The organism is Kitasatospora sp. NPDC033851 (genome assembly GCF_055576085.1).
This window is the reverse complement of the sequence record NZ_JBVIRL010000025.1, coordinates 42,558-67,056: the sequence shown is the minus strand read 5'-3', so window position 1 is coordinate 67,056 and position 24,499 is coordinate 42,558. Positions and strand designations below refer to the sequence as shown.

At 71.1% G+C, this 24,499-nt stretch carries 21 protein-coding genes; 18 read left to right on the top strand and 3 right to left on the bottom strand.

The genetic code is table 11. The features are described from left to right. The first annotated feature begins 2 nt into the window (after positions 1-2). The 18 genes from ACZ51D_RS34270 (at position 3) to ACZ51D_RS34185 (ending at position 22,526) form a co-directional block, all read left to right on the top strand. Complete coding sequence (locus ACZ51D_RS34270; RefSeq protein WP_465664473.1) at positions 3-551, top strand: hypothetical protein; 549 nt, start codon at positions 3-5, stop codon at positions 549-551. Further along, a complete protein-coding gene (locus tag ACZ51D_RS34265; RefSeq protein WP_465664472.1) occupies positions 548-3,148 on the top strand; it encodes an ATP-binding protein in 2,601 nt (866 codons plus the stop codon). Before ACZ51D_RS34270 ends, ACZ51D_RS34265 begins: the two co-directional genes overlap by 4 nt. Further along, on the top strand, positions 3,145-5,937 hold the full coding sequence (locus ACZ51D_RS34260) for a hypothetical protein (RefSeq protein WP_465664471.1): 2,793 nt from the start codon (positions 3,145-3,147) through the stop codon (positions 5,935-5,937). Before ACZ51D_RS34265 ends, ACZ51D_RS34260 begins: the two co-directional genes overlap by 4 nt. Positions 5,938-5,966: 29 nt before the next feature. Continuing rightward, a complete protein-coding gene (locus ACZ51D_RS34255; protein WP_465664470.1) occupies positions 5,967-7,043 on the top strand; it encodes a C40 family peptidase in 1,077 nt (358 codons plus the stop codon). A gap of 433 nt (positions 7,044-7,476) precedes the next feature. Further along, positions 7,477-7,713: a hypothetical protein gene (locus tag ACZ51D_RS34250; RefSeq protein ID WP_465664469.1), complete on the top strand. Its 237-nt coding sequence runs from the start codon at positions 7,477-7,479 to the stop codon at positions 7,711-7,713. Then, positions 7,710-10,598, top strand: coding sequence for a type IV secretory system conjugative DNA transfer family protein (locus tag ACZ51D_RS34245; RefSeq protein WP_465664468.1), 2,889 nt, complete (start codon positions 7,710-7,712; stop codon positions 10,596-10,598). The genes ACZ51D_RS34250 and ACZ51D_RS34245 overlap by 4 nt, the downstream gene beginning before the upstream one ends. 620 nt (positions 10,599-11,218) lie before the next feature. Next, positions 11,219-11,743 carry a hypothetical protein gene (locus ACZ51D_RS34240; RefSeq protein ID WP_465664467.1) on the top strand — a complete coding sequence of 175 codons (525 nt, stop codon included), beginning with the start codon at positions 11,219-11,221 and terminating at the stop codon, positions 11,741-11,743. 38 nt (positions 11,744-11,781) lie between these two features. Then, positions 11,782-12,678, top strand: coding sequence for a hypothetical protein (locus ACZ51D_RS34235; protein ID WP_465664466.1), 897 nt, complete (start codon positions 11,782-11,784; stop codon positions 12,676-12,678). Between the two features lie 53 nt (positions 12,679-12,731). Beyond that, positions 12,732-13,424: an SAF domain-containing protein gene (locus ACZ51D_RS34230; RefSeq protein ID WP_465664465.1), complete on the top strand. Its 693-nt coding sequence runs from the start codon at positions 12,732-12,734 to the stop codon at positions 13,422-13,424. A gap of 11 nt (positions 13,425-13,435) precedes the next feature. Continuing rightward, positions 13,436-14,239, top strand: coding sequence for a MinD/ParA family ATP-binding protein (locus ACZ51D_RS34225; protein WP_465664464.1), 804 nt, complete (start codon positions 13,436-13,438; stop codon positions 14,237-14,239). After that, the gene (locus ACZ51D_RS34220; protein ID WP_360500848.1) at positions 14,232-15,809 is read left to right on the top strand and encodes a CpaF family protein; all 1,578 of its coding nucleotides are present in this window, start codon (positions 14,232-14,234) and stop codon (positions 15,807-15,809) included. Before ACZ51D_RS34225 ends, ACZ51D_RS34220 begins: the two co-directional genes overlap by 8 nt. Then, entirely contained in the window at positions 15,806-16,702 is an 897-nt protein-coding gene (locus tag ACZ51D_RS34215) for a type II secretion system F family protein (protein WP_465664463.1), read from the top strand. Before ACZ51D_RS34220 ends, ACZ51D_RS34215 begins: the two co-directional genes overlap by 4 nt. Further along, a complete protein-coding gene (locus ACZ51D_RS34210) occupies positions 16,699-17,598 on the top strand; it encodes a type II secretion system F family protein (RefSeq protein WP_360500853.1) in 900 nt (299 codons plus the stop codon). The genes ACZ51D_RS34215 and ACZ51D_RS34210 overlap by 4 nt, the downstream gene beginning before the upstream one ends. A 37-nt stretch (positions 17,599-17,635) precedes the next feature. Beyond that, positions 17,636-17,857: a hypothetical protein gene (locus ACZ51D_RS34205; RefSeq protein WP_360500856.1), complete on the top strand. Its 222-nt coding sequence runs from the start codon at positions 17,636-17,638 to the stop codon at positions 17,855-17,857. Between the two features lie 37 nt (positions 17,858-17,894). After that, positions 17,895-18,314: a TadE family protein gene (locus ACZ51D_RS34200; protein ID WP_465664462.1), complete on the top strand. Its 420-nt coding sequence runs from the start codon at positions 17,895-17,897 to the stop codon at positions 18,312-18,314. Next, the gene (locus tag ACZ51D_RS34195) at positions 18,311-18,772 is read left to right on the top strand and encodes a TadE/TadG family type IV pilus assembly protein (RefSeq protein ID WP_465664461.1); all 462 of its coding nucleotides are present in this window, start codon (positions 18,311-18,313) and stop codon (positions 18,770-18,772) included. The genes ACZ51D_RS34200 and ACZ51D_RS34195 overlap by 4 nt, the downstream gene beginning before the upstream one ends. Further along, positions 18,769-19,212, top strand: a complete 444-nt coding sequence (locus tag ACZ51D_RS34190) for a pilus assembly protein TadG-related protein (RefSeq protein ID WP_465664460.1) — start codon at positions 18,769-18,771, stop codon at positions 19,210-19,212. Before ACZ51D_RS34195 ends, ACZ51D_RS34190 begins: the two co-directional genes overlap by 4 nt. 5 nt (positions 19,213-19,217) lie before the next feature. Beyond that, positions 19,218-22,526 (top strand): LysM peptidoglycan-binding domain-containing protein, encoded by a 3,309-nt coding sequence (locus tag ACZ51D_RS34185; RefSeq protein ID WP_465664459.1) that lies wholly within the window; start codon positions 19,218-19,220, stop codon positions 22,524-22,526. A 159-nt stretch (positions 22,527-22,685) separates the two neighbouring features. On the opposite strand, the gene ACZ51D_RS34180 is transcribed toward ACZ51D_RS34185, so the two are convergent. The 3 genes from ACZ51D_RS34180 to ACZ51D_RS34170 form a co-directional block, all read right to left on the bottom strand. Beyond that, entirely contained in the window at positions 22,686-23,048 is a 363-nt protein-coding gene (locus tag ACZ51D_RS34180; RefSeq protein WP_465664458.1) for a MucR family transcriptional regulator, read from the bottom strand. Next, on the bottom strand, positions 23,045-23,557 hold the full coding sequence (locus tag ACZ51D_RS34175) for a hypothetical protein (RefSeq protein ID WP_465664457.1): 513 nt from the start codon (positions 23,555-23,557) through the stop codon (positions 23,045-23,047). Before ACZ51D_RS34175 ends, ACZ51D_RS34180 begins: the two co-directional genes overlap by 4 nt. A 559-nt stretch (positions 23,558-24,116) precedes the next feature. Then, on the bottom strand, positions 24,117-24,499 hold a 383-nt coding region (locus tag ACZ51D_RS34170; protein WP_465664456.1), incomplete at its 5' end, for a hypothetical protein.

The window sequence follows — 24,499 nt, the reverse complement described above, 5'->3', positions numbered from 1 at the left end:
GGGTGTTGGGCAAGCTCGGGGACTGGCGGATCCCGATGGGTCCGTACACCCCGCCCCAGCTCGCGGTCGCGGCGATCGGCGCCTTCCTGCTGATCAAGACGGCCACCTGGTGGGCGCCGGTCCTGGGACCGGTTCCGGTCGTGGCCTGGGGGTTCGGCATCTGGGCCGCGCGGCACTCACGGATCGCCGGCCGCTCCCCGGTCGCTGCCCTGGCCGATGCACTGTCCATGGCCGCCGCCCCCAAGCGCGGGCGGATCAACGGCCGGGCCGTGCGCAGCTTTCGCCCGGTGGTCATGACCGGCGCTTTCGGCATCCGGGAAGACGACGACGTCGCACCGCAGAGCGAGTCGGCCGGGGCTCCGGCCGAGAGCAGGCCGCCGTCACCGGCCACGCAGCCATCCCCCGCCCCGGCCCGCCGGGCAAGCCCGGCGTCGCAGCCCGCCGCGGCCCGGCCGGGGACGGCGATGACACCCCTTCAGCAGATGCTCGCCGCCGCAGCGGCGCGTACCGACACCACGTCCACGACGTCCACGAGGGAGGACCGGCCATGAGGGTCGCGATCAGGCACATCCACAACAACCTTGTGTGGGCCGTGTCCGGCACGGTGTGGGCGGTGTGGCGCATCGAGCCGATCGGCAGCCGCTACGCCTCGGCGCTGGAGCGCCAGGAGGTTCTCTCCCGGGTCACCGCCCTGGTCCGTTCCCTGAGCGGGACGGCGCGCCTGTACTCGCTGTGCGCGCGGGTCGAGCCGTGGGAGGTCGCTGCGCGGATGACGGCCGGGGTGGACCTGGACGCCCACCCGGAGGCGGAGGAGATCGCCCGTATCTCGCAGGCGATGCTGGAGGGCAGCGAGATGCACCGGCGGACGCTGTGGCTGGCGGTGCCGCTGAAGGCTCCGGGCCGGGCGGCGCAGTGGGCGCAGGCCCGGGGTGCGATGTGGACCGCGGTCGAGGAGCAGGCCGGGCTTGCGGCCGCTCCGGTGCCCGAGAGCGAGGTGACCCTATATAGGGGAGTGGCCCGGCAGCTGGAGACCGGCTTCGGTGGCGGCCTGCAGATCCGGCCCGCCCGGCCCGCCGAGATCGTGTGGATGCACCAGCACGCGGTGCACCGCGGGCAGGCCGAGCCGCTGCTGGCCGACGCCGAGGTCAGCCGCCAGCGCGGCGGAAAGCTCGTCGGCGCGCAGCTGCGCAGCCCCAGCTACGCGAGCCTGGGCCAGGTCCGGGTGCTGGAGGGCGGCGACGCGGCCGCCCAGGCCGAGGGGCGGGAGCAGGGCGAAGGCCTGTGGGTGGGCGTCCGGCGGTGGCTGGCGAGCCGGTTCGACGGCAGCGCGCTGAGCCAGCTGTGGCTGGAGGTCGAGACCGAGGACGGAACCGGCTACCAGTCGCACATGGGGCTGGAGGAGATCCCGGAGGCAGTGATCGAGTCCAGCGCGGACATCCTCGCGCAGCTGGAGAGGCTGGAGTACCCGGTCGACGCGGTGATCGACCTGACGATCGTGGATTCGGCCAAGGCCCGCCGGCAGATCGCCCGGAAAAAGAAGGAGCTGGTCGACCAGGCCGATCAGTGGGCGGCGCACCCGACCGGCGCGCCCGACACCATCTACGGGGCGGTCGAGACGCTCGGCGAGCAGGAGGCCCGGCTGGGCCGCACCAGCGTGGAGCGCGAGGTGCAGTCCCGCACGGTGCTCACCGTGTGGGGCCCGACCCCGCAGGAGTGCGACGAGCGCGCCCGTAATTTCAAGGCCCGGCTGACCGGCGCGGACTACGGCGTCATCCGGCCGCGGGGCGGCCAGGAGAGACTGTTCGCGCTCGGCCTGCCCGGCGCCGCCCCGGCGTGGCGGGCCAGGGAGTGCACCCAGTACCAGCTCAGCGAGGACTTCGCGTTGTCGGGCCCTTTGACGAGCGGTGAGATCGGCGACGGCACCGGCAGCATGATCGCCCAGAGCTTGGACGTCGGCACCACCCGGCCGGTGCTGCTCGACCTGGCCAGCGCGCCGCTGCGCGACGCCGCCGCGAGCCTGGCGGTGATCGGCGATCTCGGATCCGGCAAGTCGGTGCTGCTGAAGCGGCTGACGGCCGACGTCGTCGACCGCGGGCACCGGGCCATCGTCATCGACCGAACCCCTCAGCGCGAATGGGCGGACTTCGCCCGCACCGCTGCTCCCGGGCGCAGCCAGGTGATCGACGCCGCGCGCGCCGAGGTCAGCATCGACCCGCTGCGCGTCCTTCCGCCGGCGCAGGGCGAGGCCGCGGCGCTGTCCTACCTGAACCTCCAGCTGTGCCTGGAGCCGATGAGTTTGCAGGGCGCGGCGGTCAGCCGGGCCGTCAAGGCCGCCGCGGCCGCGCCCCGCCCGTACATGGGTCTGGTCCTGGCCGAGCTGGAGGCCATCTCTCAGGAGAGCGGCCCGAGGGGGGACGCGGCCGCCGAGGTGCTGGACCTGCTGCACACCGTCTCGGACCGCCCGCTCGCGGCCATGCTGTTCGATCCGTCCCTGCCTGCTCTGGACCTGGGCAACCTCGCCGGGGACCTGGTCGTCTTCACGACCTCCGGGTTGACGCTGCCTCCGCGCGAGGCCCTGGCCCGGCCGGAGGTGCTGCGCACCCAGCCGCTGGAGGCCCTGATCGGCCGCGCGGTCCTGTACGTGATCGCCGCGATCTCCCGTCACGTGGCGTTCTCCGACCGCACCCGGTTCTGCCCGGTCGTCATGGACGAGTGCTACTGGCTCACCAGCAGCACGGAGGGCCACGCGTTGGTCAAGGAGCTCGCGCACGACGGCCGAAAGCACTGGGCGGGCATGTACTTGGGCGGTCACGACGCGCTCGACCTCGGGGACGAGACCATCCAGGGCCTGATCACCTACCGGCTACTCGCCCGCACCGGCGATGAGGCGATGGCACGGCGCGGCCTGGCGTTCCTGAACCTGCCCAGCGAGGACGAGTCGCTGGTCCAGCTGGTCACCGGCCTGTCCCCGACCGGCAACCGGCGGCGGGTCGGCGAGATGCTCCTGCACGACGGCCGCGGCCGGATCGGTCAGATCCAGGTGATCGTCCCGCGGATCGCGCGTTACGCGGGGATCTTCACCACCCCGGGCAAGGACACCTCGCTGGCCGGACGCGGCAAGGTGCTGGAGACGGCGGGTGCCCGATGACCCGCGCAACCAGGTGGGCGGACGCGGTCCGCCGGGCTCAGGCCCTGTCTGGCGCGGTCCGGCGGCGGGCGCGCACGGCGGGCGGCTGGCTGGCCGCGTACTGGCCGGGCCGCCGGACGGTCCTGATGACCATCGGGATGACGGTGCTGTTCATGCTCGCCGGTGCCGAGCTCGCGGGGGCCGACGACGGTACCCCCGAGACCGGCGGCATCCTCGCCCCGCTCAACGTCGAGTCCTCCGAAGGCGCTCCGCTCGACTCCTACGACCTGAAGTCAGATCCCGGCGGGGCCACGGACATCCGATCGCACGTGTGCAACCTGCTGATCGGCGGTGGCTTCGCGATCGTGCGGCTGCTGGTCGGCCTGATGTGCTGGACGAGCCACTGGGTGTTCAATTTCCCGGTCGTGTCCACGCTGGTCGAGACCGCCCAGCGGCTCAGCAAGGCGTTCTACAGCCTCATGGGCAACGACCTGCGGCTCTACACCCTCTTCCTCTCGGCCGGCTTCGCCGTCGGCCTGATCCTGGTGATGCGGGGAAAGATCGGCCGCGGCTTCGGCGAGATCGCTCTCACCCTGCTCTTCGCCACGACCGTCACCCTGCCCGCGCTCTCCCCCCACTCGATCCTGGGCCCCCAGGGCCCGCTCGCGCAGAGCCAGCTGGCCGCGCACGAAGTCGGCCAGATGACAGCCAACATCAACGGCACCGACCCGGGATGCAGCTCGGACAAGGACAAGGACGACCCGTCGTGCCCGATGCGGGTGATCATGACTCGCACCTTGGTCGTGCAGCCGTTCGAGTTGTTGCAGTACGGCCAGATCCCGCAGAAGGGCAGCTGGCTGGCCGGAACTCACGACCGCTACATCCACGGGCAGATGGCCACCAAGGGCAACTGCGACGACGTGCTGCCGCTTCCCGGCTCGGACGTGGCCTGCGACCACGGGTCCAACGGGTGGGACGCATTGAAGAAGGACTTGAAGGACGGCCACGGCCAGGAAGGCAAGGACGTCTACAACTTCGCGGTCAATTCCGACTGGGACCGAACCGCCGGAGTGGCCTTGGTACTGCTGGCCGTGCTGATCGTGGCGATCGTCGTGCTGAGCATGGCGCTGGTCCACCTGGGCTGCCAGTTCGCCGACGTGATCGCCGCCACCATGACGCCCGTGGCCCTGATCTGGGCGATGCTGCCCGGCGGCAACAGGAGGGCGGCCTGGCAGTGGAGCGGCGTCTTCATGACCGGAATCGTCACCGAGTTCGCTGTCTCCACGATGCTCCCGATGTTCGCCCTGGGCGCCGACGGCATCCTCAACTCCCCGCAGCAGACCGTCATGATCCAAAGATTGCTGATCCTGGACGGCTTCGCGCTCGTGGTCCTGGTATCCCACCGCAGGATCTTGGCGGCGGCCGGCCGCGTGGGCGAGCGCTTCGCGACCCGCATGCGCTACGCCAGGATCGGCGGCTCCTCCATGTCCGGCGAGGACGCCCGGCTGGGCCTGGCGATGTCCCAGGCCATGGGCGGGCTCGCGCCCGGCGGCTACGGCGGCGCAGCGGGAGGCCTCGGACTCGGAGTCGGCGGCGGCATGTTCGGCGGCGGCTCCCCCGCGCACGCCGCCCTGATGCGCAAAGCCGGTATCGCCCAGGGGCTCGGCGCGCTCGCCGACCCCGGCCTCGGCCCCATGAGCGCCGGCACGATGCTCGCCGGTACGGCAGGCGAGCTGCGCCGCGGCATGTCGGCCCTCGCGCTGCCCGGCCGTATGGCCCACCAGCTGGTCGTCGGCAACCCGTTGCCGCCGGACAAGCTCGCCAGGCGGATGAAGCCCGAGGGTGGCAAGGGCCCCATGGTCGTGGACGAGAACGGCCAGATCCTGCACGATCCGCGCAATGAGGTCACTCCGTTCGGTCACGTCCTGCATAACCGGCTGCTGGGCACCCGGGTCGGCCGCCTGGCCATCCGGGGCGGCCAGGCCGGGAAGTTGGGCTTCGATCTCACTGTCGGCCTGCCCGCGACCTGGGAGCGCGTCAACCGCGCCAATGACCGGATGTGGAACAAGGTCGACGACCAGGTCGCCCACTACACCCAGGTAGCGAAGAGCTGGTGGGGCGACGAGAAGGCGGGCCTCAAGGACTGGTCCAAGGACGTCGTGACAGCCGGGAAGATCGCCAAGGGCGGCTACAACGCCGTCAAGACCGGCTACAACTACGCCTACTACGCCGCAGCGATCGCCGGACGAGTCCACGCTCCCGGTCTCGCCGCCGCCCCGCTGGTCGCCGCCGCCCACCTGCTGCACGGCCAGGACGTCACCGACACCGCTGCCGCGTTTCCCGAACGTCCCCGGCACACCCGCGCCGGCGAGCCCTGGGAGCACGCCCGCGGCCGCGGCGACGACTACCCCTTCTACGAGGCCGGCTCCAACCCCAGTGGAACCGTGCTGCACGCTGGCCGACCGGCAGCCCCGCAGCCTGCCGACGACCCCGCCGCCGACGCGCAGGACTTCAGTTCCGCCGCGGTCGACACCGGTCCGTCCGACCTGCGAGGCGCACTGGGCCCCGGTGCTTTCCCCACGCCCGCTGTGGTGGTGGACGGGACATTGCTGGTGGACACATCCACGGGCGAAATCCTCGACGGGCTGTCGGCGGGAATGGACCCTGCGGTCTTTCGCCGGGTCAGCCCGGAAGTACTGCGCGAACCGAGCGGGACCTCACTGGAGGCACTGCGCCGCCGCATCGGCTACTCGGAGCCCGGCACGGCCGGGGGACCTGCCAACGACAGGGAAGGCGGGACCGAGCGGTGAAGTCCTTCCGCAAGGCAGGGTGCCTGGGGATGCTGCTGCTGTCGCTGGTCGTCGTGGTGCCCGCGCTTGCCCTGGTCAGCGAGGTGGACCCGGCCGACCCGGGCTCCACCGCGCCGGTGGCGTCGGTCGGGGGGATCCCCGCCCGCATGATGACCGCCTACGTCCGGGCGGCCGGAATGATGTCCACGCTGGTCCCGGGCTGCAGGGGCATGGCCTGGCAGGTGATCGCAGGGATAGGCAAGGTCGAGTCGGACCATGCCGACGGCCACAAGATCGCTGACGACGGACTCATCACGCCGCCGATCATCGGCCTGCGGCTGGACGGCTCGGGCAAGGGCGGGAACACGACGCCAGTTCGCGATTCGGACGGCGGCAAGTGGGATGGCGACACCGAGTTCGACCACGCGGTCGGCCCGATGCAGTTCCTCCCCGCAACCTTCGCCGGGTACGCAGACCGGGTACGCCCCGGCGGCGGCGCCAACCCAAATAACGCGGACGACGAGAGCCTTGCGACTGCCCTCTACCTGTGCGGCGACGGCCGAGACCTGACCGACATCGAGCAGCTCAAGAAGGCCATCTACTCCTACAACTACTCGTCCGCGTATGTGGACGAGGTGATCGGCTGGATCCACCAGTACACCAGCCTCGGCAGCAGCGTCCCGACCGGCGACGTCTCCGACACGGTCAAGCAGGTCATCAACGCCGCTGCCAGCCAGATCGGCGTCGACTACTCCTGGGGCGGCGGTAACGAGCAGGGAAAGTCGTACGGCGTCTGCTGCTCGAAGGGCGGTCAGGACGGCTCCAAGGTCCTGGGGTTCGACTGCTCCGGCCTGATGTTGTTCGCGTTCGGCAAGGTCGGCGTGCACCTGCCGCGCACAGCGGACCAGCAGGCCGGTATCGGCCAGCGGATCCCCGTCTCCGCCGGCATCGCCGCCCTTCAACCAGGCGACATGGTCTTCTTCGGCAACGGCTCGGAGGGGATCTACCACGTCGGCCTCTACATAGGCGGCGGCCAGATGATCAACGCCCCCAAGCCCGGTGACCACGTGAAGCAAGCCGCGGTCTGGAGCTACGACTACGCCGGCGGAGCCCGGGTCATCCAGTGAAGGAATCACCTCAAATCATGTCAAAACACCCTGTCTTCCTGCCTGCTCTGGGCGCCGCCCTGCTGCTGGTGACGGGTCTGGCCCTGCTGGTCCCTGGAGCGCTCACCCCGCCCCCGGCTGCCGCCCCCGCGACGACAGCGCCGGCCGCCAAGGAGCCCGCACCGCCCGTCACCGCCGGCAGGGAGCAGTCGCCGACAGCGGCACCTTCTCCAGCCACCGCAACACCAGCTCCTGCTCCTGCTCCGGCCGTCGTCTCCGCGAGCACGCCGTCGGCGAGCATCCAGCCCCCAGCCGCTTCCATGCCCTCGGGAATCGCTGCTGCCGGCGACGGCCCCGAGGGGGACGCGGCCATCCAGGCCGCGTTCACCCGCGACCGCCCCAGCGACCTCCCCGCCGCCGACGCCGCCCAGCTCACACACCTGGCCGGCGAGGTATGGATGGAAGCCGCTGGCCCGGCTACTTCCCCGCCGAACAGAGCCCCGCCGCCTCCTTCTACTACAGCAACGTGCGCATCCAGGCCACCGCCGCCCACACCGAGCAGGACAGGCCGGACCGGGTCCAGGTGGATCTGCTGTGGGTGGGCACCACCCCCGCCGGCTCCTATGGCGACCACCGCCCCGCAACCGTCCACCTCACCCGCACCGCCAGCACCTGGGAGCCGGTCCGATGAACCACCCCGCCCCCGCGAAGCACGACAACACCATCCTGCTCACCGCCCTGCACGCCGCACAGTCGGTGCTCTCCTGGCTGGCCGACGCGGCCGCCTGGTGCGGGGACCACTCCGGGCTGCTCCTGGCGATCCTGGTTCTTCCGGCTATCGCCGCGAGGCTGCTCCACCAGTTCCTCACCCGCCGTGCGCTCGCGCTGCGCAGCCGATTCGTCCTGACGCCCAGTCGGAGGTTCGACCCGAGCGCCGAGGACATCTGGCGGCAGACGGCGCTGCTGATGCGCGCGGCCGGCAAGGGCCCGTGGTGGGCGCCGAGAGGGGCCCGCCGGGTCCGCCTCCACCTGCGCGCCGACGGCACTGTCCCCCTGGAGTACGCGATCGAGGGACCGAAGGCCGCCGCGACCCTGCTCAGCGACAGCCGCTTCCAGGAGGTGAACGTCGCTGAAGCCGAGGCCCCGCCGGACCCCGTGGCCGAGCAGGCAGCGAAGGACCTGCGAGACAACAAGGACAAGGCGCTGCGGAAGCGGCTCAAGGCCGAGGCCAAGCAGCGGCGCGCCGAAGCCAAAGCCGCCAAGGCCCAGGGCCAAAAGGTCAACCTGGCGAAGCCGGAGCCGGACGAACGTCTGCACGCCGTACGCGCCGAGTTCATCCTCAAGGGACGTCCCTCCGCCGCGCTGCGCGAGGTCCCCTTGAACCCGGACCCCCTGCAGCCGCTGATCGACGCCGTCGCCGACATCCGCTCCGAGAAGGGCGACCTCGCCGAAGTCGTCCTCGACATCCAGTCCATTCCCGCCTGGCAGATGAAGCTGCGCCGCTGGAGGCTGATGCACGAGGCGCACGAGAACAGCCGCAAGGCCGCCCGCAAGGCCGCCCGCAACGCGGCGATCGTCGCCGCCGACGCCGAGGACTCGCTGCGCTACCAGCTCCTCAGCCTCCTCGACCCGAAGGCGAAGTCACCGTCGGCGCGGATGCCCACCCCGCGGCCGCGGGCCGTCGAGCCGGCCGAGGCGCTGGGCCGTCTCCACAGCGACACGGGCCTGGTGCGCATCCAGCTGCTGGTGCGCTGCGCCTCGCAGAGCGAGGGTCGGGCCCGGCAGCTGCTGGAGCGCCTCAGCGCGGGACTCGACGTGTTCGGCCAGGACAGTCGACTCGGCGTGGACGGCCGGTCGTTCCTGAAGTGGAGTTGGGGCGCGAACAGCTGGCACCGGCGGGCCTCCTTCGACCGGAGGTGGACGAGCGGGCAGGTGGCCCCCCGGAAGCCGAACTGGCTGCACGTCGGCGAGTTGGCCGGGCTTCTCAAGCCCCCGACCGCCCACGCGGTCATGCCGATCCTCGCCTCCGAGCTGCCCGACTACGTCCCGGGTGAGCCGCTCGTGCCGCACGGTCGGCTCATCAACTCCGACGGCAGCAGCCGGGTGATCGCCACCCGCGAGGAGGAGTTCCTCTTCTCCATGGCGCTGGGAAAGTCCAACTACGGCAAGACCGAGACCGCGCTCACCCGGGCGATCGCTCTGGCCGCCGCCGGGTTCGGCGTGATGTTCGTGGACCCGCACGGCGACAGCTGGACCACGGCGGCGCCCTACCTGGCGCACCCCGTGTTCGCCGACCGCGTGCGCCGGGTCGACCTGGCGCGCGCGGAGCAGCCCGGGGCGGTACTGCCGTGCTGGAACATCCTGGCGATGGAGCCGGGGCGCAGCGTGAACCGGGTGGTGACGGCGGCGGTGGACGCGTTGGCGACGTCGTTGAGCTGGAGTGATGCGGCGGCGCCGCGTGCGTTGACCATTGTGACGAAGGCGGTGGAGGCGTTGGTGGTGCACAACCAGCGGGCCATCGAGGCTGGTCGGCCGGACGCTCAGGCGACGTTGCTGCAGGTCCGGACACTGTTGACGGATAAGGAGTGGCGGGACGCGCTGATCAAGCACTTGAGCCCGGAGCAGCGGAAGTGGTGGCGGTCGACGTTCGCGGCCTACCAGGTGGCGGAGGTACTGGGTCCGGTGCTGAACCCGATCGACCGGTTGGCGGCGAACGAGGTGACGCGGGCGTTTCTGGGGTCGCCGGTGGGGACGTACGACCTGCGGGAGGCCATGGACGGGGGGCACATCGTGTGGTTGTGCCTGGAGGGCACCGGGCCGTCGGACCGGCTGCTGGTCAGCATGATCATGCAGGACCTGCTGCGCGCGGGTCTGTCGCGGCGGGACCTGGAGGAGGACGCGCGTCGGCCGTTCCATGCGTTCGCCGACGAGTTGATCTCGCTGGACCCGGCGGGTGGGCCGACCTTCGCGGCCATCTCCGAGCAGTTGAGGAAGTTCAAGGGCCGCTTGCACGTGATGGCGCAGCTGCTCGGCCGGATCAGCCAGACGACGCGGGAGTCGGTGATGCAGAACTCCAGCGTGGTGAGCACGACGTCGGGCTCGATGTCGGCGGTGCGCGCGGTGGCCGACGAGTGGCACGGCGCGGTGTCGCCCGGTCAGATCGCTGATCTTCCCCGGTTCTGGCACTACGTGCAGGTGACCGCGGATGGCAACCGGGTGGGTCCGCTGCGGGTGCAGGGTGTTCAGGTCTCCGAGCTGTTCTCGACGTACTACCGCCCGAAGAAGGTGGCGGGGATGGTCGAGGCGGCGGACGAGCGGATGGGTTCGCGCAGCCTCCGGGAGCTGTTGGACAGGGCGGCGGCTCAGGATGACGTGGTGCTCCAGTTCACGGGCCCCGAGCCGCTCATTGCTGCGGACGGGACACAGCTGCAGGCGGATCGGAAGCAGCCTGCGGACGCGTCGGCGAAGAAGCCTGCGGCGCCTGACGGCGGTGCGCAGAGCGCACCGGTCGCGGCCGGGGCTGGCCGGGCGGGTCGGCAGGGCCGGCGTGGGGCGGGCAGGCCCCAGCGCAAGTAGTCCTGGACGGCCTGCAGGGTGGGCTGAATAGGTGATTTTGGAGACAGTCCTGGGGTCGGGCCGCGTGCGGTTCCAGCCGTCCTTGGGTCGGCCTGAGCATGCGGTTCGACGGTCCCTGGCCGCACGTTGTCGGGGGCATGGTCCGGTGTCCGCTCTGTTCTGAGTACGTGTACTCAGGACAGAGCGGCTGCTTCAAGCCACGATGGTTGGCTGTCGAAGGGCACGGCGCCCCGAGGTCGGCTACGGCAGAAGCGGGCGCGCTTGAGACAAATGCCGCAACCTTCCTGCCAGCTACAGGAGATGTCGTCTGCCTCGGTCAGCACACACGCAAAATAGCTCTGGGATCTTGGCCGAAACTGGCTTATTGTGACGGAGCGGTACCACTGTGAAGTCAGCGACTTCTCCGTCCCCAGGGGGCCGGCAGGCCGCCTTCACCGCCGCCGGCCGAGCCCGCGAGGGTGACGCCACAGGGGGCCGCGGGGTTAGGGGATGGGGGGCCACTCCACTTGACGAGCGGTCCGCTCGAGATTGGTCCGAGACCGAACAACATCGAGGGGGTTCACGTGGCACGTGCGCTACGACGCAAGGGTCTGGTGTGCATCGCCCTGGTCGCAGGATCCGTGGCGCTGACGGCCTGTTCATCGTCACCGCACAAGGAGGCGGCACCGTCGAGCCCTTCGACCGCAGCAGCCCCGCCCTCTCCGGCGCCCACGCCTACGGCCGACCCGACGGCTGACGCGAAGACCGCCGCGCTGGTGGCCTACCAGGGCATGTGGGACGTAACGGTCAAGGCGTACAACGCTGGCTCACTCGACGGGGTCGACAACCTGGAGACGTACACCCGGGACAAGGCGCTCGCCAACATCAAGATCGCCGTGGCCTACTACACCAAGAACAACCTCGTGGTGAAGGGCCAGCCCAAACTGAACCCGCAGGTTCAGGCTGTGGATCTGGCCTCCATGCCTCCCCGTGTCACGATCCGCGACTGCATCGACAGCACGGACTTCCTGCCTGCCAACAAGACCACCGGCAAGCCCAGCGAGACGGACGGCGTCCACCGGCACGTCTACAACTCCGTGGCGCAGCGCATCGACGGCCAGTGGCTGATTGGCGAGTCGGCGATCGACCGGGAGCAGTCGTGCTGAGACCCGCCCGGGCGGCGGTGGCCGCCGGGGTCCTGTCGGTGGCCGCCGTGATGCTGCCGGCCTCGGCGGCATGGGCTGACGCCGGTACGGGCTGCCCGCCCAACGTGCTCGACTGTGATCTCCACGCGGGTGACGGAACGACGAAGCCCGGCAGCGGAGGAGGCGGTCCGAGCGGCGGTGGCGGAGGCGGCGGAGGCGGAGGAGGCGCACGGTGCGTCATCGACGGCGCCGAGGTCGCCTGCTCCGTCGACAAGTACGGGTGGTTCAACCCGAACGACAGCTGCTACTGGAAGGCCCTGGACCCTCAGCCTCCGGCGGACAGCATCCGTTGGAAGATCGCGGCCGGCACCCCGGCCGACTGGCAGCCCGGCCAGGGGGCGCTGTACAGCCGCACGTGCCTGGCCAAGGGTGCTGAGCTGATGAGCGGTGACATCTACAGCGCCACTCCCCCTCCCGGCTTGGGCGGCATGGTCGACCCGGCTCAGCTGGCGCAGCAGGCCGTCGAGAGCATGCGCCTGACGGGGGCGGAAATCGGCATCGCCCCGAAACCGGGCTCGACGAGCCTGGTCGGGCTGCCAGTGTGGCTGTGGACCGCTGTCAAAGACACGACTTGGGGCCCGAAGGTGGCCTCGGTGTCAGCAGGTGGCATTACGGTGACCGCGACCGCGCACGTGGACCGCATCATCTGGACCACCGGCGACGGCGCGACAGAAACCTGCCGCAGCCCTGGCAAGCCCTACCTGCCCGAGTACGGCGCCGCGCAGCCCGAGTGCGGCCACACCTACACCAAGGCCGGCCAGTACGCGATCAACGCGACGAGCAAATGGGTCGTGGACTGGACGGCGACCACGGGCCAGGGCGGGCGGATCACCACCGACCGCCAGTCGGCGACTGCGGTGACGATCGCCGAGGCCCAGGCACTGAACACGCAGTAGGCGCGCGCGGCACCGCTACGTCGTCAACTCATCTGACACTTGAAGGTTTTCGAATGGCTTCAACATTGACCAGGCCGCGGCGCGCCCCGGCCGGTGACGCCGCCAAGGACAAGCAGTCCGGGCCGCTGCCCGTGGCAGACCCGGGGCCGCGCCGGAGCCGTCGGCCGGCGCTCATCGCGCTGGGCGTGACCCTGGTCGCCGTCGGCGGCCTGTCCTCCGCCTATGTGAACCTCAAGGCCGCCCACCGGGTGGAGGTGATCGCCGTGGCGCACCCCATCCCGGCAGGGAAGGTCATCGCGGCCGACGACCTCAGGTCGGCCTTCGTCATCGCGGACCCCGCCTTGCACCCGGTTCCGGTCTCCCGCGCCCACGACATCCTCGGGAAGGCCGCGGCCGCGGACCTTCCGGCCGGCACGCTCGTCACTGACGCCTCGGTGCGCTCCGGCCAGCCGCTGCGGGCCGGAAAGGACACCGTCGGAGTCCTCACGAAGGCCGGCCAGTCGCCTGCCCAATCTCTGCAGGCCGGCGACGAGGTCCAGGTCGTGTCCACTCCTGGGCCGCAGGACGACAAGGGCGCCCCGACCGCACGCCCGTCCACGATCGGCGCCGTCGTGCTGCAGGTCGGTGAACCGGACGCCAACGGGGCACGCGTCGTCGACCTCGCCGTCAGCCCGGTGGACAGTCCGGTCGTCGCGTCGTGGGCGGCAACGGGCCGCATCGCCCTCGTCTTGAAGGCGAGGCCCTGATGCTCGCCGCCATGGTTTCCGCGAAGTCGTGCGGAGTCACCACCACCGCGCTGGCTCTGGCGCTTTCAAGCCCGAAACGGACGCTGCTGGCCGAGTGCGACCCGGCCGGCGGGACCATCCGAACGGGATACCTTCAGGGGCACCCCACTGCCGCGACCGGCCTGCACCGCCTGGCAACCGCCCAGCGGGACGGCACCCTCGCCGAGGTCTTCGAGCAGCACCTCGTGCCGCTCGACCAGGCAGGTCAGCGGCTGCTGCTGCCCGGTCTGACCGATCCGACCCAGACCCCGTCCCTGGCCGGCACCTGGGATCCGCTGCACCGCCTTCTGCGGGTGATGGAGGAGGACGGCTACGACGTCCTGGTCGACGCCGGCCGCGTGGTCGTCGAGTCAGCCACGAGTATCAGCTCCACCTACTCCCCCGCGCCGCTGCTGCGCCGCGCTGACCTGGTCCTGCTCGTGGTCCGCGCCAGCACCCAGTCGGTGGCGACGGCCGCCCCCGTGATCCGGGTGCTGCGCGAGGACCTCGACCGGCAGGGCGCCGGTTCCGGTGCACTGCGGCTCGTGGTGATCGAGGACGGCCCGCTCAAGGCCAGCCAGATCGCAAATGCCTTGAACGTCCCGGTGGTGGCGACCCTTCCTCATGACCTCGCGACTGCCACGGCGCTCGACTCGGGCGGCTCGGTGCGGGGCCGGTTCGAGCTGGCGCCGCTGATCCGAGCTTCGCGCACCGCTCACGAGCAGCTCACCCTCGATGCCACCCGCCGCCGAGTGCAGCTGGCTCCGAGGCCGGCCCAGGAGGTGGCGCGTGTCTGACCTCATCACTCCCTCCGCTGATGTGGAGGAAGGCGGCTCCCGCACGGCCCGGTTCCGCGACGCACTCCTGGCGGGGCAGGCAGGACAGGGCTGGCGCGTCGTCAGCCCGGCCGCCCCGCAGCAGGCGCCTTCCGCTGCCCCGGTCCGCCCGGGTCCGGTCACTCCCGAGATCCGGCCAGGGCCAGTGGTCGTCACGGACGCCGACGCGCTACCCGTGCCGTACGGGGAGATCGCGAAGCTGAGGTCCCTCGTCGCCGAGCGGCTGGCCGCCGCCACCGCCGAGTCCCCCGGCATGTCCCGGGACGACCGGCTCCAGCTGGGCCAGTCACTGGTCACCAGCGTCGTCAGCGTATGGGCCACCGACTACGCCGCCACCGCGGCCGCCCTCACCACAGCCGGGGAACAGGCCGTCCGCAAGGCAGTCCTCCAGGAGCTCTTCCAGGCCGGACGCCTGCAGCCCCTGCTGGAGGACCCGGACGTCGAGAACATCCTGATCCGCGGCACCGAGGTCCGCGTCGACTACCGCAACCGTGCCTCCCGCGAGGTCGGCCCCGTCGCGGAGTCCGAGGCGGAGCTCATCTCCCTGATCAACCAGGTCGTACGCACGCAGGGGCAGGGCGAGCGCACCCTCACGTCAGCTACTCCCATGCTCAACTCCCGGCTCGCGGACGGCTCCCGGCTCGCGGCGACCGCCTTCATCAGCGACACAACCCACGTCGCGATCCGGCGTCACCGCACCCGCTCCCAGCGGCTGGCCGACCTGCGGGCCTGGGGCACGCTCGACTCCACGCTGGAAGCCTTCCTCGCCGCCACAGTCAGGGCCCGCAAGAACGTGATCATCGCGGGCAGCATGGGCGCGGGCAAGACCAGCCTGATGCGCGCCATGGCGTTGGAAATCCCCCGGAGCGAGCGGATCGGCACCCTGGAGGACAGCTTCGAGCTGTGGCTGCACGAGGATCCCAACGCTCCCGAGGTCGTGGCCCTGGAAGCCCGACTGGGCAACGGAGAGCGCGGCCCCGACGGCCGTCCTATCGGCGAGGTGGCCCTGACCGACCTGTTCGTGCAGTCGCTGCGCATGTCGCTGCGCCGGGTCCTCGTCGGTGAGGTCCGTGGTGCGGAGGCGCTGCCGATGCTGAAGGCCTTCAACAGCGGCGACGGCGGGTCAATGGCGACCATCCACGCAAAGTCGGCGGAGATGACGATCGAGCGGCTGGTCGAGCTCGTCGAGGAGGCCGGTCTCAGCGCCGAGTCCGGTTACCGGAAGATCGCGCTGTCCGTGGACTTCGTCGTCTTCATCCGCCTGGTCGACGAGACAGCCATCGGCGGCAGCCGGCACCGGTTCGTCTCCCACATCGTCGAGATCACCGGGGTCGGCGAACGCGGAATCCCGTCCCGCCAGACGATCTTCGGCCCCCGCTACGAGCCGTCCGGCCGCCGGGAGCCCCGGGCCGTGCCGCACATGCTCCCGCAGTGCATCGGCGACCTGGAGCGGGCGGGTCTCGACCGCCGCATCATGCAGCAGCCGTGGGGGGCCTGGGAGAAGTCGCTGCGGACGGTGGCAGAGCTGTGATCATCACCCCTGATGTCCTGGTCGCGGCCGTCGGCGGAACGGTCGCCGTGCTGGGGATCGTGGTGGCCGTGGCAGGTGCAGTGGGCACGAACGCACCCCCCGTGGCCCGCCCCGATGGCCCGCTGAAGCGGCGCCTGGCCGCTGCGTCGGCCGGGCTGCGCGGCCGCGGCCGCCTCGTTCTCGCCGCGGCCGCAGTCGCCGGGCTGGCCGTGTGGTTGGTGTCCTCCTGGATGCTCGGTGGCCTGCTGACCGCCGCCGCGGTCATCGGCATGCCGTGGATCCTGCAGCCCGGACGCGGCAGCACCGAGCAGATCAAACGCCTGAAGGCTCTTGAGGAGTGGGTCCGGCGGCTCAGCAACATTCACACCGCCGGCACCAGCCTCGAAGCCGCGGTCACGGCGAGTCTGCGCAGTACCCCGCCGAAGCTGGTCTCCGAGATTTCGCGGCTGACAGCCCGGCTCGGGGCCGGATGGCGGCCGCAGGAGGCCTACCGGGCGCTCGCCGACGAGCTGAACGACGCGACTGCCGACGCCGTCGCCGCGCTGATGATCGGTCATGTCGAGGACCGGGGCGCAGGCCTGGGCCGGGCACTGGAGAAGCTGGCGGACCAGGTGGCCGAGGAAGTACGGATGCGCGAGACCGTGGAAGCCGACCGGGAGAAGCCGAGGGCCAACGCACGGTGGATCGCCCTGATCTGCCTGGGTGTCTTCGGACTGAGCGTCGTCTCCGGCAAGTACGTCGAGCCCTACAGCACGGCCACCGGGCATGTCTTCCTGCTCGCCCTGACAACAGCGTTCGTCCTGGTCCTGATCTGGATGCGCCGCATGTCCCTGGCCAAGCCGGCACCCCGGATCCTCGCGCCCGCAGCCGACCGAGAGGGTGATCACCGGTGATCGCCAACGCACCCGCCATCGCCGCAGGCGCGGTCACCGGCCTGGGCGTGGCCGTCACCGTGGCAGGAGCAACCCGGGCGCGCCCCGATCTCGGGGACGTCCTGCGCCGTATGGACGCGCGCCGCCTGGAGCACCTCGACCCGAAGCCGGTCCGAGCTGCAAGCTCCCTGCTGGAGCGCCTCGGAGGACGCCTGCTCGGCCAGGTCGGCGAGGGCCCCTTCCGAATGCCCCGCCGGGACCTGGAGCTTCTGGGCCGAACCCCTGCGTACCACCTCGGCCAGAAGATCGGCTTCGCCCTGATCGGCCTGCTGTTCCCGGCTCTGGTGCCCGCCGTGATCTCCCTGGCCGGCAGCAGCCTGCCGTTCACGGTGCCCGCTCTGGTCTCGCTCGGGCTCGCGCCGCTGCTGTGGATGGTGCCCGACATGAACGTGAAGGAGGAGGCCGGCGAGGCCCGCCGCCAGTTCAGATACGGGATCGCCTCCTACCTGGAACTCGTGTGTCTCGAACGCGCCGCTGACGCCGGACCGTCAGAAGCCCTGCACAAGGCGGCAGCGATCGGCGACGGTTGGGTCTTCGTCCGCCTGAGGGATGCCCTCACCCGCTCCGAGCTGGGCGGCTTCTCCCCCTGGGAGGGCCTGCGCCAGCTCAGCGACGAACTCGGCGTCCCCGAACTCGGCGCACCCGCGGACATCATGGCCATCGCCGGCGAGGAAGGCGCGTCCGTCTACACCACCCTGGCCGCCCAGGCCGCGAGCCTGCGCGGCACCCTGCTCGCCGAGGAGCAGACCCGCGCGAACATCGTCTCCGAAAAGATGATCGTCCCCGTGACGGCCCTCGTCCTGATCATGGGGCTGTACATCGCCTTCCCCGCCATCACCCAGATCATGGCCGCCTGACCGCGGCCCTCACCCTGCCCTCGAAAGGACCTTCGTCATGCCCGAGTTCTCCGACCCCGTCGCCCAGGCCTTCCAGGTGAAGATGCGCCACCAGTTCTACCGGCTGCGTGCCGCCCGCTCCGCCCGCGCCCGCGGAAGCGACTACGGAGGCATGTCCATCGAGCTCGCGCTGCTCATCGGCGGACTCGTCCTGGCCGCGATCGGCCTGGCCGCCTACATCGGCACGAAGCTGACCGAGAAGGAAGCCGCGATCAAGTAGTCCACCGACCCTTCACCGGTTCCCGCAGGAGAAGTCCATGCTCACACCACGCCCGGCCCCCTGGGCCCGCCGAAAGCCGCGACGCCGCAGGCCCGGCGGGGACCGCGGCGCGGTCAGCCTCGAAGTCGCCATCGTCTTCCCGATCGTCATGCTGGCGATCTTCACGATCATCCAGACCGGTCTCTGGTACCACGCCCGAAGTGTCGCCCTGTCCGCCGCACAGCGCGGTGTCGAACGCGCGCGTATCCAGGGCGGGACTGTCGGTCAGGGCACCGCCGCCGCCCAGGATTTCCTGTCCCGGGCCGGTTCCTCCATCAGCGACCGGTCCGTGACCGGCAGCGACGGCCCGACCGTGCGCATCGAGGTGAGCGGGACCGTCAGCACTTGGATTCCCGGGCTCAGCCTGCCGGTCCGCCAGCACGCCTCCGCCGCCCGCGAACGGGTGACCGCCCCATGACGCTCACCCAGAGGCTGCTCGCGGCCATGCGACGGCGCGGTGACCGGGGCAGCGCCAGCCTGGAGCTGGCCATCCTCGCCCCCGTGATCTTCGGGATGCTGCTCATCATCGTGGCCGCAGGCCGTGTCCACCTCGCCCACAACGTCGTCGACGACGCCGCGCGCAACGCGGCGCGCGCCGCTTCCCTGGAGCGTGACGGGACGTCCGCCCGTGCCGCGGCCGTGCGCGTGGCCCAGCAGACCTTCCAGGAACAGGGCCTCACCTGTGCCGGTCTCGCGGTCACCGTTCCCACCACCGGGTTCGCGGCGCCCCTCGGCACGCCCTCCTCCGTTACGGTGAGCGTCCGCTGCACCGTGGCCCTGTCCGATGTCGCGTTCCCAGGCCTGCCGGGCAGCACCACGGCCACCGGCAGCTTCACGTCGTCGATCGACGCCTACCGCGGAAGGCCCGCAGCATGACGCCCCCGTCCTGGAAACTGCTGTTGCGGCGGATCCTTGCGCGGCGCCGCCCCGCAGGCGACCGGGGCAGCATCTCCCTGTTCGTCGCGATCGTGAGCGTCGTCATCATGCTGCTGATCGCCCTGGTGATCGATGGTGCCGGCAAGCTCCGGGCGCTGAACCACGCCGAAGCCGGCGCCCAGGAGGCGGCCCGTACCGGAGCGCAGGCCGTCGACGCCGGCAAGGTGATCTCCGGCGGCGGTGTCAGCATCGACCGCAACGCCGCGCAAAGCGCAGCCGTCGCCTACCTCCGCAGCGCCGGCGTCGCCGGCACAGTGAGCTGGGGTGCCGACGGGTCGATCAACGTCACCGTCACCGAGACCTACCACCCCTTCTTCTGGCCCGGCGACATGACCGTCACCGGGCACGGCAGCGCCAAACTGATCGTCCAGGGAGGCTAACCCCCATGCCCCGCCGAACCGTCTCCCGCCTCACCGCCGCCCTGCGGGGCGTGCTCTCGCTCGCGGCCCTGGTCGCGTTGCTCGTCGCCGTACCGGTCCTGCTGTGGCAAACCGGCGCGCTGCCTCACCAGGTTCCGAGCTGGGCCGACGTCACCAATGCGCTGACCAGCCCGGACAACGGCAGCCTCTTCATGGGCGCGCTCACCCTGATCGGCTGGGCCGGCTGGCTGTCCTTCGCCTGCTCCACCATCGTCGAGATCACCGCACTCCTGCGGCACCGGCGGGCCCCCCGTGTGCGGGCCCTCGGCGCCACACAGCGCCTTGCGGCGGGACTGGTGGCCGGAGTCGCGATGCTCCTGCCCGCCGGTGCCGCGTTCGCCTCACCCCAGCCGGCTTCCGCCGCGCCCGTCGTCGCCACCTCACCTGCCGCCACCACGGCCCCTGCCTCCGTTCCGGCCCCGACGGCGGCTCCGGACGCCTGGGCTGGTCCGGTCCACCACGTCGTCGCCGGCGACACCCTGTGGGACCTCGCCCAGCACTACCTGACGAACGGCGCCCGGTGGCAAGAGATCGCCGACCTCAACCCGCAGGTCAACACGGCCGACCTTCTGCAGCCCGGCATGGTCCTTCGCCTGCCCGCCGATGCGAAGGTGCCCCACCTGGCGCCTGCCGCACCAGCCGTGGATTCCCAGGTTGGCCAGAGCGAGCACACGGTCACGGTCCACAAAGGCGAGACGCTCTCCGGGATCGCCGAACGCGAGCTCGGCGACGCAGGCGCCTACCCACAGATGTTCGAGGCGACTCGCACGACCGTGCAACCCGACGGCCGCCATCTGTCCGATCCCAACGAGCTGGAGCCCGGGGATGTCATCGTGATCCCGGCCCCCGCCTCGGCGACCGCCACACCCACTGTCCCCGCGCCGGTGTCCGCACCGATGCCCGCCCCGGCACCGGTTGAGACTGCCCCTCCCCCCGTCGCTCCGACACCGCCACCGAGCACGCCGTCCCCTGCCCCGAGCCAGCCCGCAGCGGCCGCCCCCGAGGCCATCTCCCCGGCAGCACCCACCCCCGCCCCCGAACCGCCTGCGGTCACCCGGGCCTCGAATAAGGACACCACCCAGTCGCCGATCTCCGTTCAGCAGGGCATCGGCGGGATCGCCGCCCTTCTCGGCGCAGGCGCCCTGGCCGTCCTCGCCCTCCGCCGCCGCGCCCAGCAGCGTGACCGGCGCCCCGGCGAGCAGATCGCCATGCCGCAGGAAACGAGCCAGGCCGAGATGGTGCTCGACCGCACTTCCTCCCCCGTCCTGGTCGACCTGCTGGACCGCGCGCTGCGCACCCTCGCCCACCAGCACCCGCAGGACCTTCCGCAGATCATCGGCGCACGAGTCCAGCAGGACAGGGTGGAGATCCTGGTCGAGGACACCGACGCGCAGGCCCTGTCCCCGTTCACCGACCGGCCCGGCGGCTGGTGGGGAATGCGCGGTGACCGGGCCGTTCTGCTGAGCCCCGACGAAGCCCGCACCATCCCCGCCCCCTACCCGAGCCTGGCCACCATCGGCACCGCTGAGGACGGCACCCTGCTGCTGTCCGACCTGTGCCACGCCCGTGTGCTACTCCTGGACGGCGATGAACAGCACGTGCGCGAAGTCGCGCGCGCAATCGCGATGGAGGCCGGCACTGCTCTGTGGGCCGACCACATCGAGATCATGACCGCGGGCTTCGGGCTCGAGCTGCAACAGCTCCTCCCCCAGTGCCGAAGCATGTTCGTCCCGCGCCTGGCCGCCGCCACCGCGGATCTGGCCCGGGTGATGGTCGAGGTGCACCAGGCCGAGCACGAGGGCGGCGAGCAGCCGCAACCGTGGATGGTGGTGTGCTCCAGCATCCCGTCGCCAGACGAGCTGTACGAGTTCGCGGACGTCATCGGCAAGGTCCCCGCCGGGGTGCGCGTTGCGGCGGTCCTGCCCGCAGCTGGCCAGGCGCGGGACCTGTTCCCGGACGCCGAGGTCCTGGACGCGAACCTCGTGACACAGCTTCAGTCGCTTGAGTCGCTGGACGCCGAGGTCGTGCTCCAGCGCGTCAGCGATGAGGTCTACCGGCAGCTGACCGCCGGCCTGACCACCGCCGCGCAGGCGGCAACCCCAGCCGAGGGAGCCTGGGCCACGGTCCCGGACCCCGACCGCAAGGTCTTCGGCCCCGCCTCCCTCCAGAAGGGCGGCGCTGCTCTCCGCAGCCACCTGTCCCTGCCGGACGCCCCTGCCGAGGCGAAGACGACGTCCGAGGACGAGCAACAAGAGAAGAACATGGCGCAGACAGCCGAGGAGAAGGTGCCCGTTGCCACCGTCCCGGTCCAGGCCGACACCGAGCCCCTGGTCCCGGAGACCGCCGAGCCGGTCAAGCCGAACGCCGCCGAGCGGGACGAGGAGAGCATGCCAGCCCAAGCCGAAGGCCCGGTGGAGACCCCCGAGGCCCCTGCGGGCGAGGCTCCCGCCGCCGCCGCTGCCCCCCAGCTCACGAAGGTTCCGCCGCGAGTGGGCGTAGTCCGCGACGTTCCCGCTCCGGCCGAGGGCTCCGCTCCGCAGGTGCAGGTACTGGGGCCCCTACGCATCACCGGGATCGGCGATGCGCCGATCCAGCCGAAGCTGGTGTTGCTCGCAGCGCTGCTGCTCTTCAAGTCCGACCGGGGCTACAGCGCGATCGCCAACAACATGGACCCGGTATCGCCGTGGACCCAGTCGACGATGGATACCCACATGTCCCGCCTCCGGCGCCGGCTGGGCGTCGACTCCAACAGCGAGCCGTACCTGCGGCCCAAGCCGAAAGGCGTCGAGCAGTACGCCCTGTCGCCCGAGGTGACCTGCGACTACGCCACCTTCAGCTACCTCGCGCAGCGCGGACTTCCGCACGGGGCGGCCGGAGTCCTGGACCTGGAGGCCGCGCTCGATCTCGTCCGCGGCCGCCCGTTCGGCGGGGCTGGCGCCCACACCTGGGCGGCGCCGCTCGTACAGACGATGGTCAGCCAGATCGTAGACACCGCCCACGCCGCGGCCACACTGCGCATCCAGGACGAGGTCCTCGACATCGAGGCGGCCCGCCGGGCAGTCGCCGTCGGACTCGACGTCGAGCCCGCCGCCGAGATGCTCTACCGGAGCTGGATGCGCATCGAGCACCGGGCAGGCAACCAAGCCGGAGTGCGCAAGGTCATCGACCAGGTCCGGCAGATGACCCTCGACATGGGATGGGACGGAATGCTCCAGGACGAGACGGAACAGCTGATCGCCCGGCTCACCTCCAAGCCCGCCGCCCGGGTCCGCTGACCCACTCACCATCTGGGGCCCGGCCGGTGACCACCGGCCGGGCCCTGTTGCCTCCGCTGGTTCAAGAAGAGCGATGAACCACTCCCCCGCCGTTCTGGTCCAAGCCCGCCCTGGGGGCTCGCAGCCGGCCGCTCATCGTTCGCCCGCTGGTGTTCGCGTTCACCGTTTCCGAGGGATGGCGCCGCACCTGCCCGCACTGCGACGCGCCCGTGACCGGGACGGCCGCCCACTGGGACCCCGCACTGCGCCGCCGGTGCCGGGGGGGGTGCCGCCGGGCCGGCCGTCGGCCATCGCCGCGCGGATGTCCTCTCGGGCGGCGTACCGGGCACGGCCCTGTTCGCGGGCGCGGTCTGCCAAGTCCCGGCCGCGCAGGCCGAGCTTGCGGGGCAGCTGATGGGCCTCGCGGTACTCGGCACTGGTCATGTGGTGGGCCGCGGCCAGGTGCGGGGCCAGCAGCCGGTACCAGCTCCCGCACTCCAGGCACTCCAGCCGGCCATCCTCCTCCGGCTGAACACCAGTCACGCGTTCGCCGACCGGGCCGCGGCCGCCTTCTTCACCAGCTTGTTGACGGTGGACTGGTCGAGACCGAGGTGCCGGGCGGCCTCCGACTGGTTGCCGGCGGCGAAACCAACCACCTCGGCGACGGCCCGGGCGCGTTCGAGGGCCAGGCGGTTGGTCTCCTTCTCGGAGTCGGCCCAAGCCTTGCCGGCTGCGGCAGCCTTGGCGACACGGCCGGGCAGGATGCCGTCCGCGGTGATGATCCCCGCCATCTCCTCGGCCACGGCGGGGTCCAGCTCGCCGCGGTCGTTGAGCGCGTCCGGGAACCAGTCGCTGGCCTCGATGACCTCCCGCGCCAACAGCATCTGCACCTCGATGCCCTCCAGAGTGCGGATGAAGGGGTACGAGCCCGCGTCGGGACCGTCCAGGCCGTCGCGGTCGAGGAAGGTGAACTCTCCGCTCTCGGTGAGAACCAGCAGGTCGCAGCCGCTCTCGTAGAAGTCGACAACGACGGTACCCGTGATGGCGTTCATGGCTGCCCTTCGGTCCCCGGGTGGCACGTCCACCCGACACCACGACTATGGCACCCCTACCATTGGCAAGTCAATGGCAGGGGCGCCATAGCTACACCTGCCTTACGTGCCTGAAGTCAGGGAATAGACCCTGGCCTGCACCGATCCAAGCTCAGCACTAGATAACGGCCGCCCCCGCCGCCCGGCCGATCGGGCCGGCGGCCGGAGTGCCCGACGGGCCGCGAGTCTGGCCGCCGTCCTGGCCACTCAGGGTTGGGCGGCGTTGTACTGGGGTCTCGTTGCCCAGATTGGCATCGGCATTGCGATGGCCGCGGTCAGGTTCCTGCTGACCAAGGGCCGTGAGGTGGCACTGGGCCCTGGCTTGATCGTCGGTGCCCTGTTGGTGTCCGCCGCCGGCCGATCAGATTTCCCGGCTCGTCGCGGCAGCCACCGTCGTTGCCCGTTGCACTGTCCCGGTTCAGTGCGACGTCGAGTGCCGGCCCCTGGCTTCCGCCCGCCGGTCTCATCGACCGAGGCGGCGACCAGGCGTCACCGAGCCGGAGGAGGCGTCCTTCCCCGCTCAGATGATCGGCTCCGAGCCGTTCCGGCGCCCCAAGCCGAGGTCGTTCGGTTCCAGGGAGAGGAATACGACGGCCGCATCGTGGGGGGCTCCGAGGTTATCCCGCGCATCCCGGATCACGTCCTGGGTCAGCTGCTCACGGTCCGACCCCGGGTCCACGCTGACACGGGCGGAGGAGGTGACCTGCATCAGCTGGCGAGACAGGTGACCGTCCGGGCCCGGAGCCTCCTCGAACCAGGCGAGCGTGACGGTGCGGAGGTAGTCGACCGGGTCGGACCCCGAGAGTCCGAGGTCGTTCGGTTCCAGGGAGAGGAATACGACGGCCGCATCGTGGGGGGCTCCGAGGTTATCCCGCGCATCCCGGATCACGTCCTGGGTCAGCT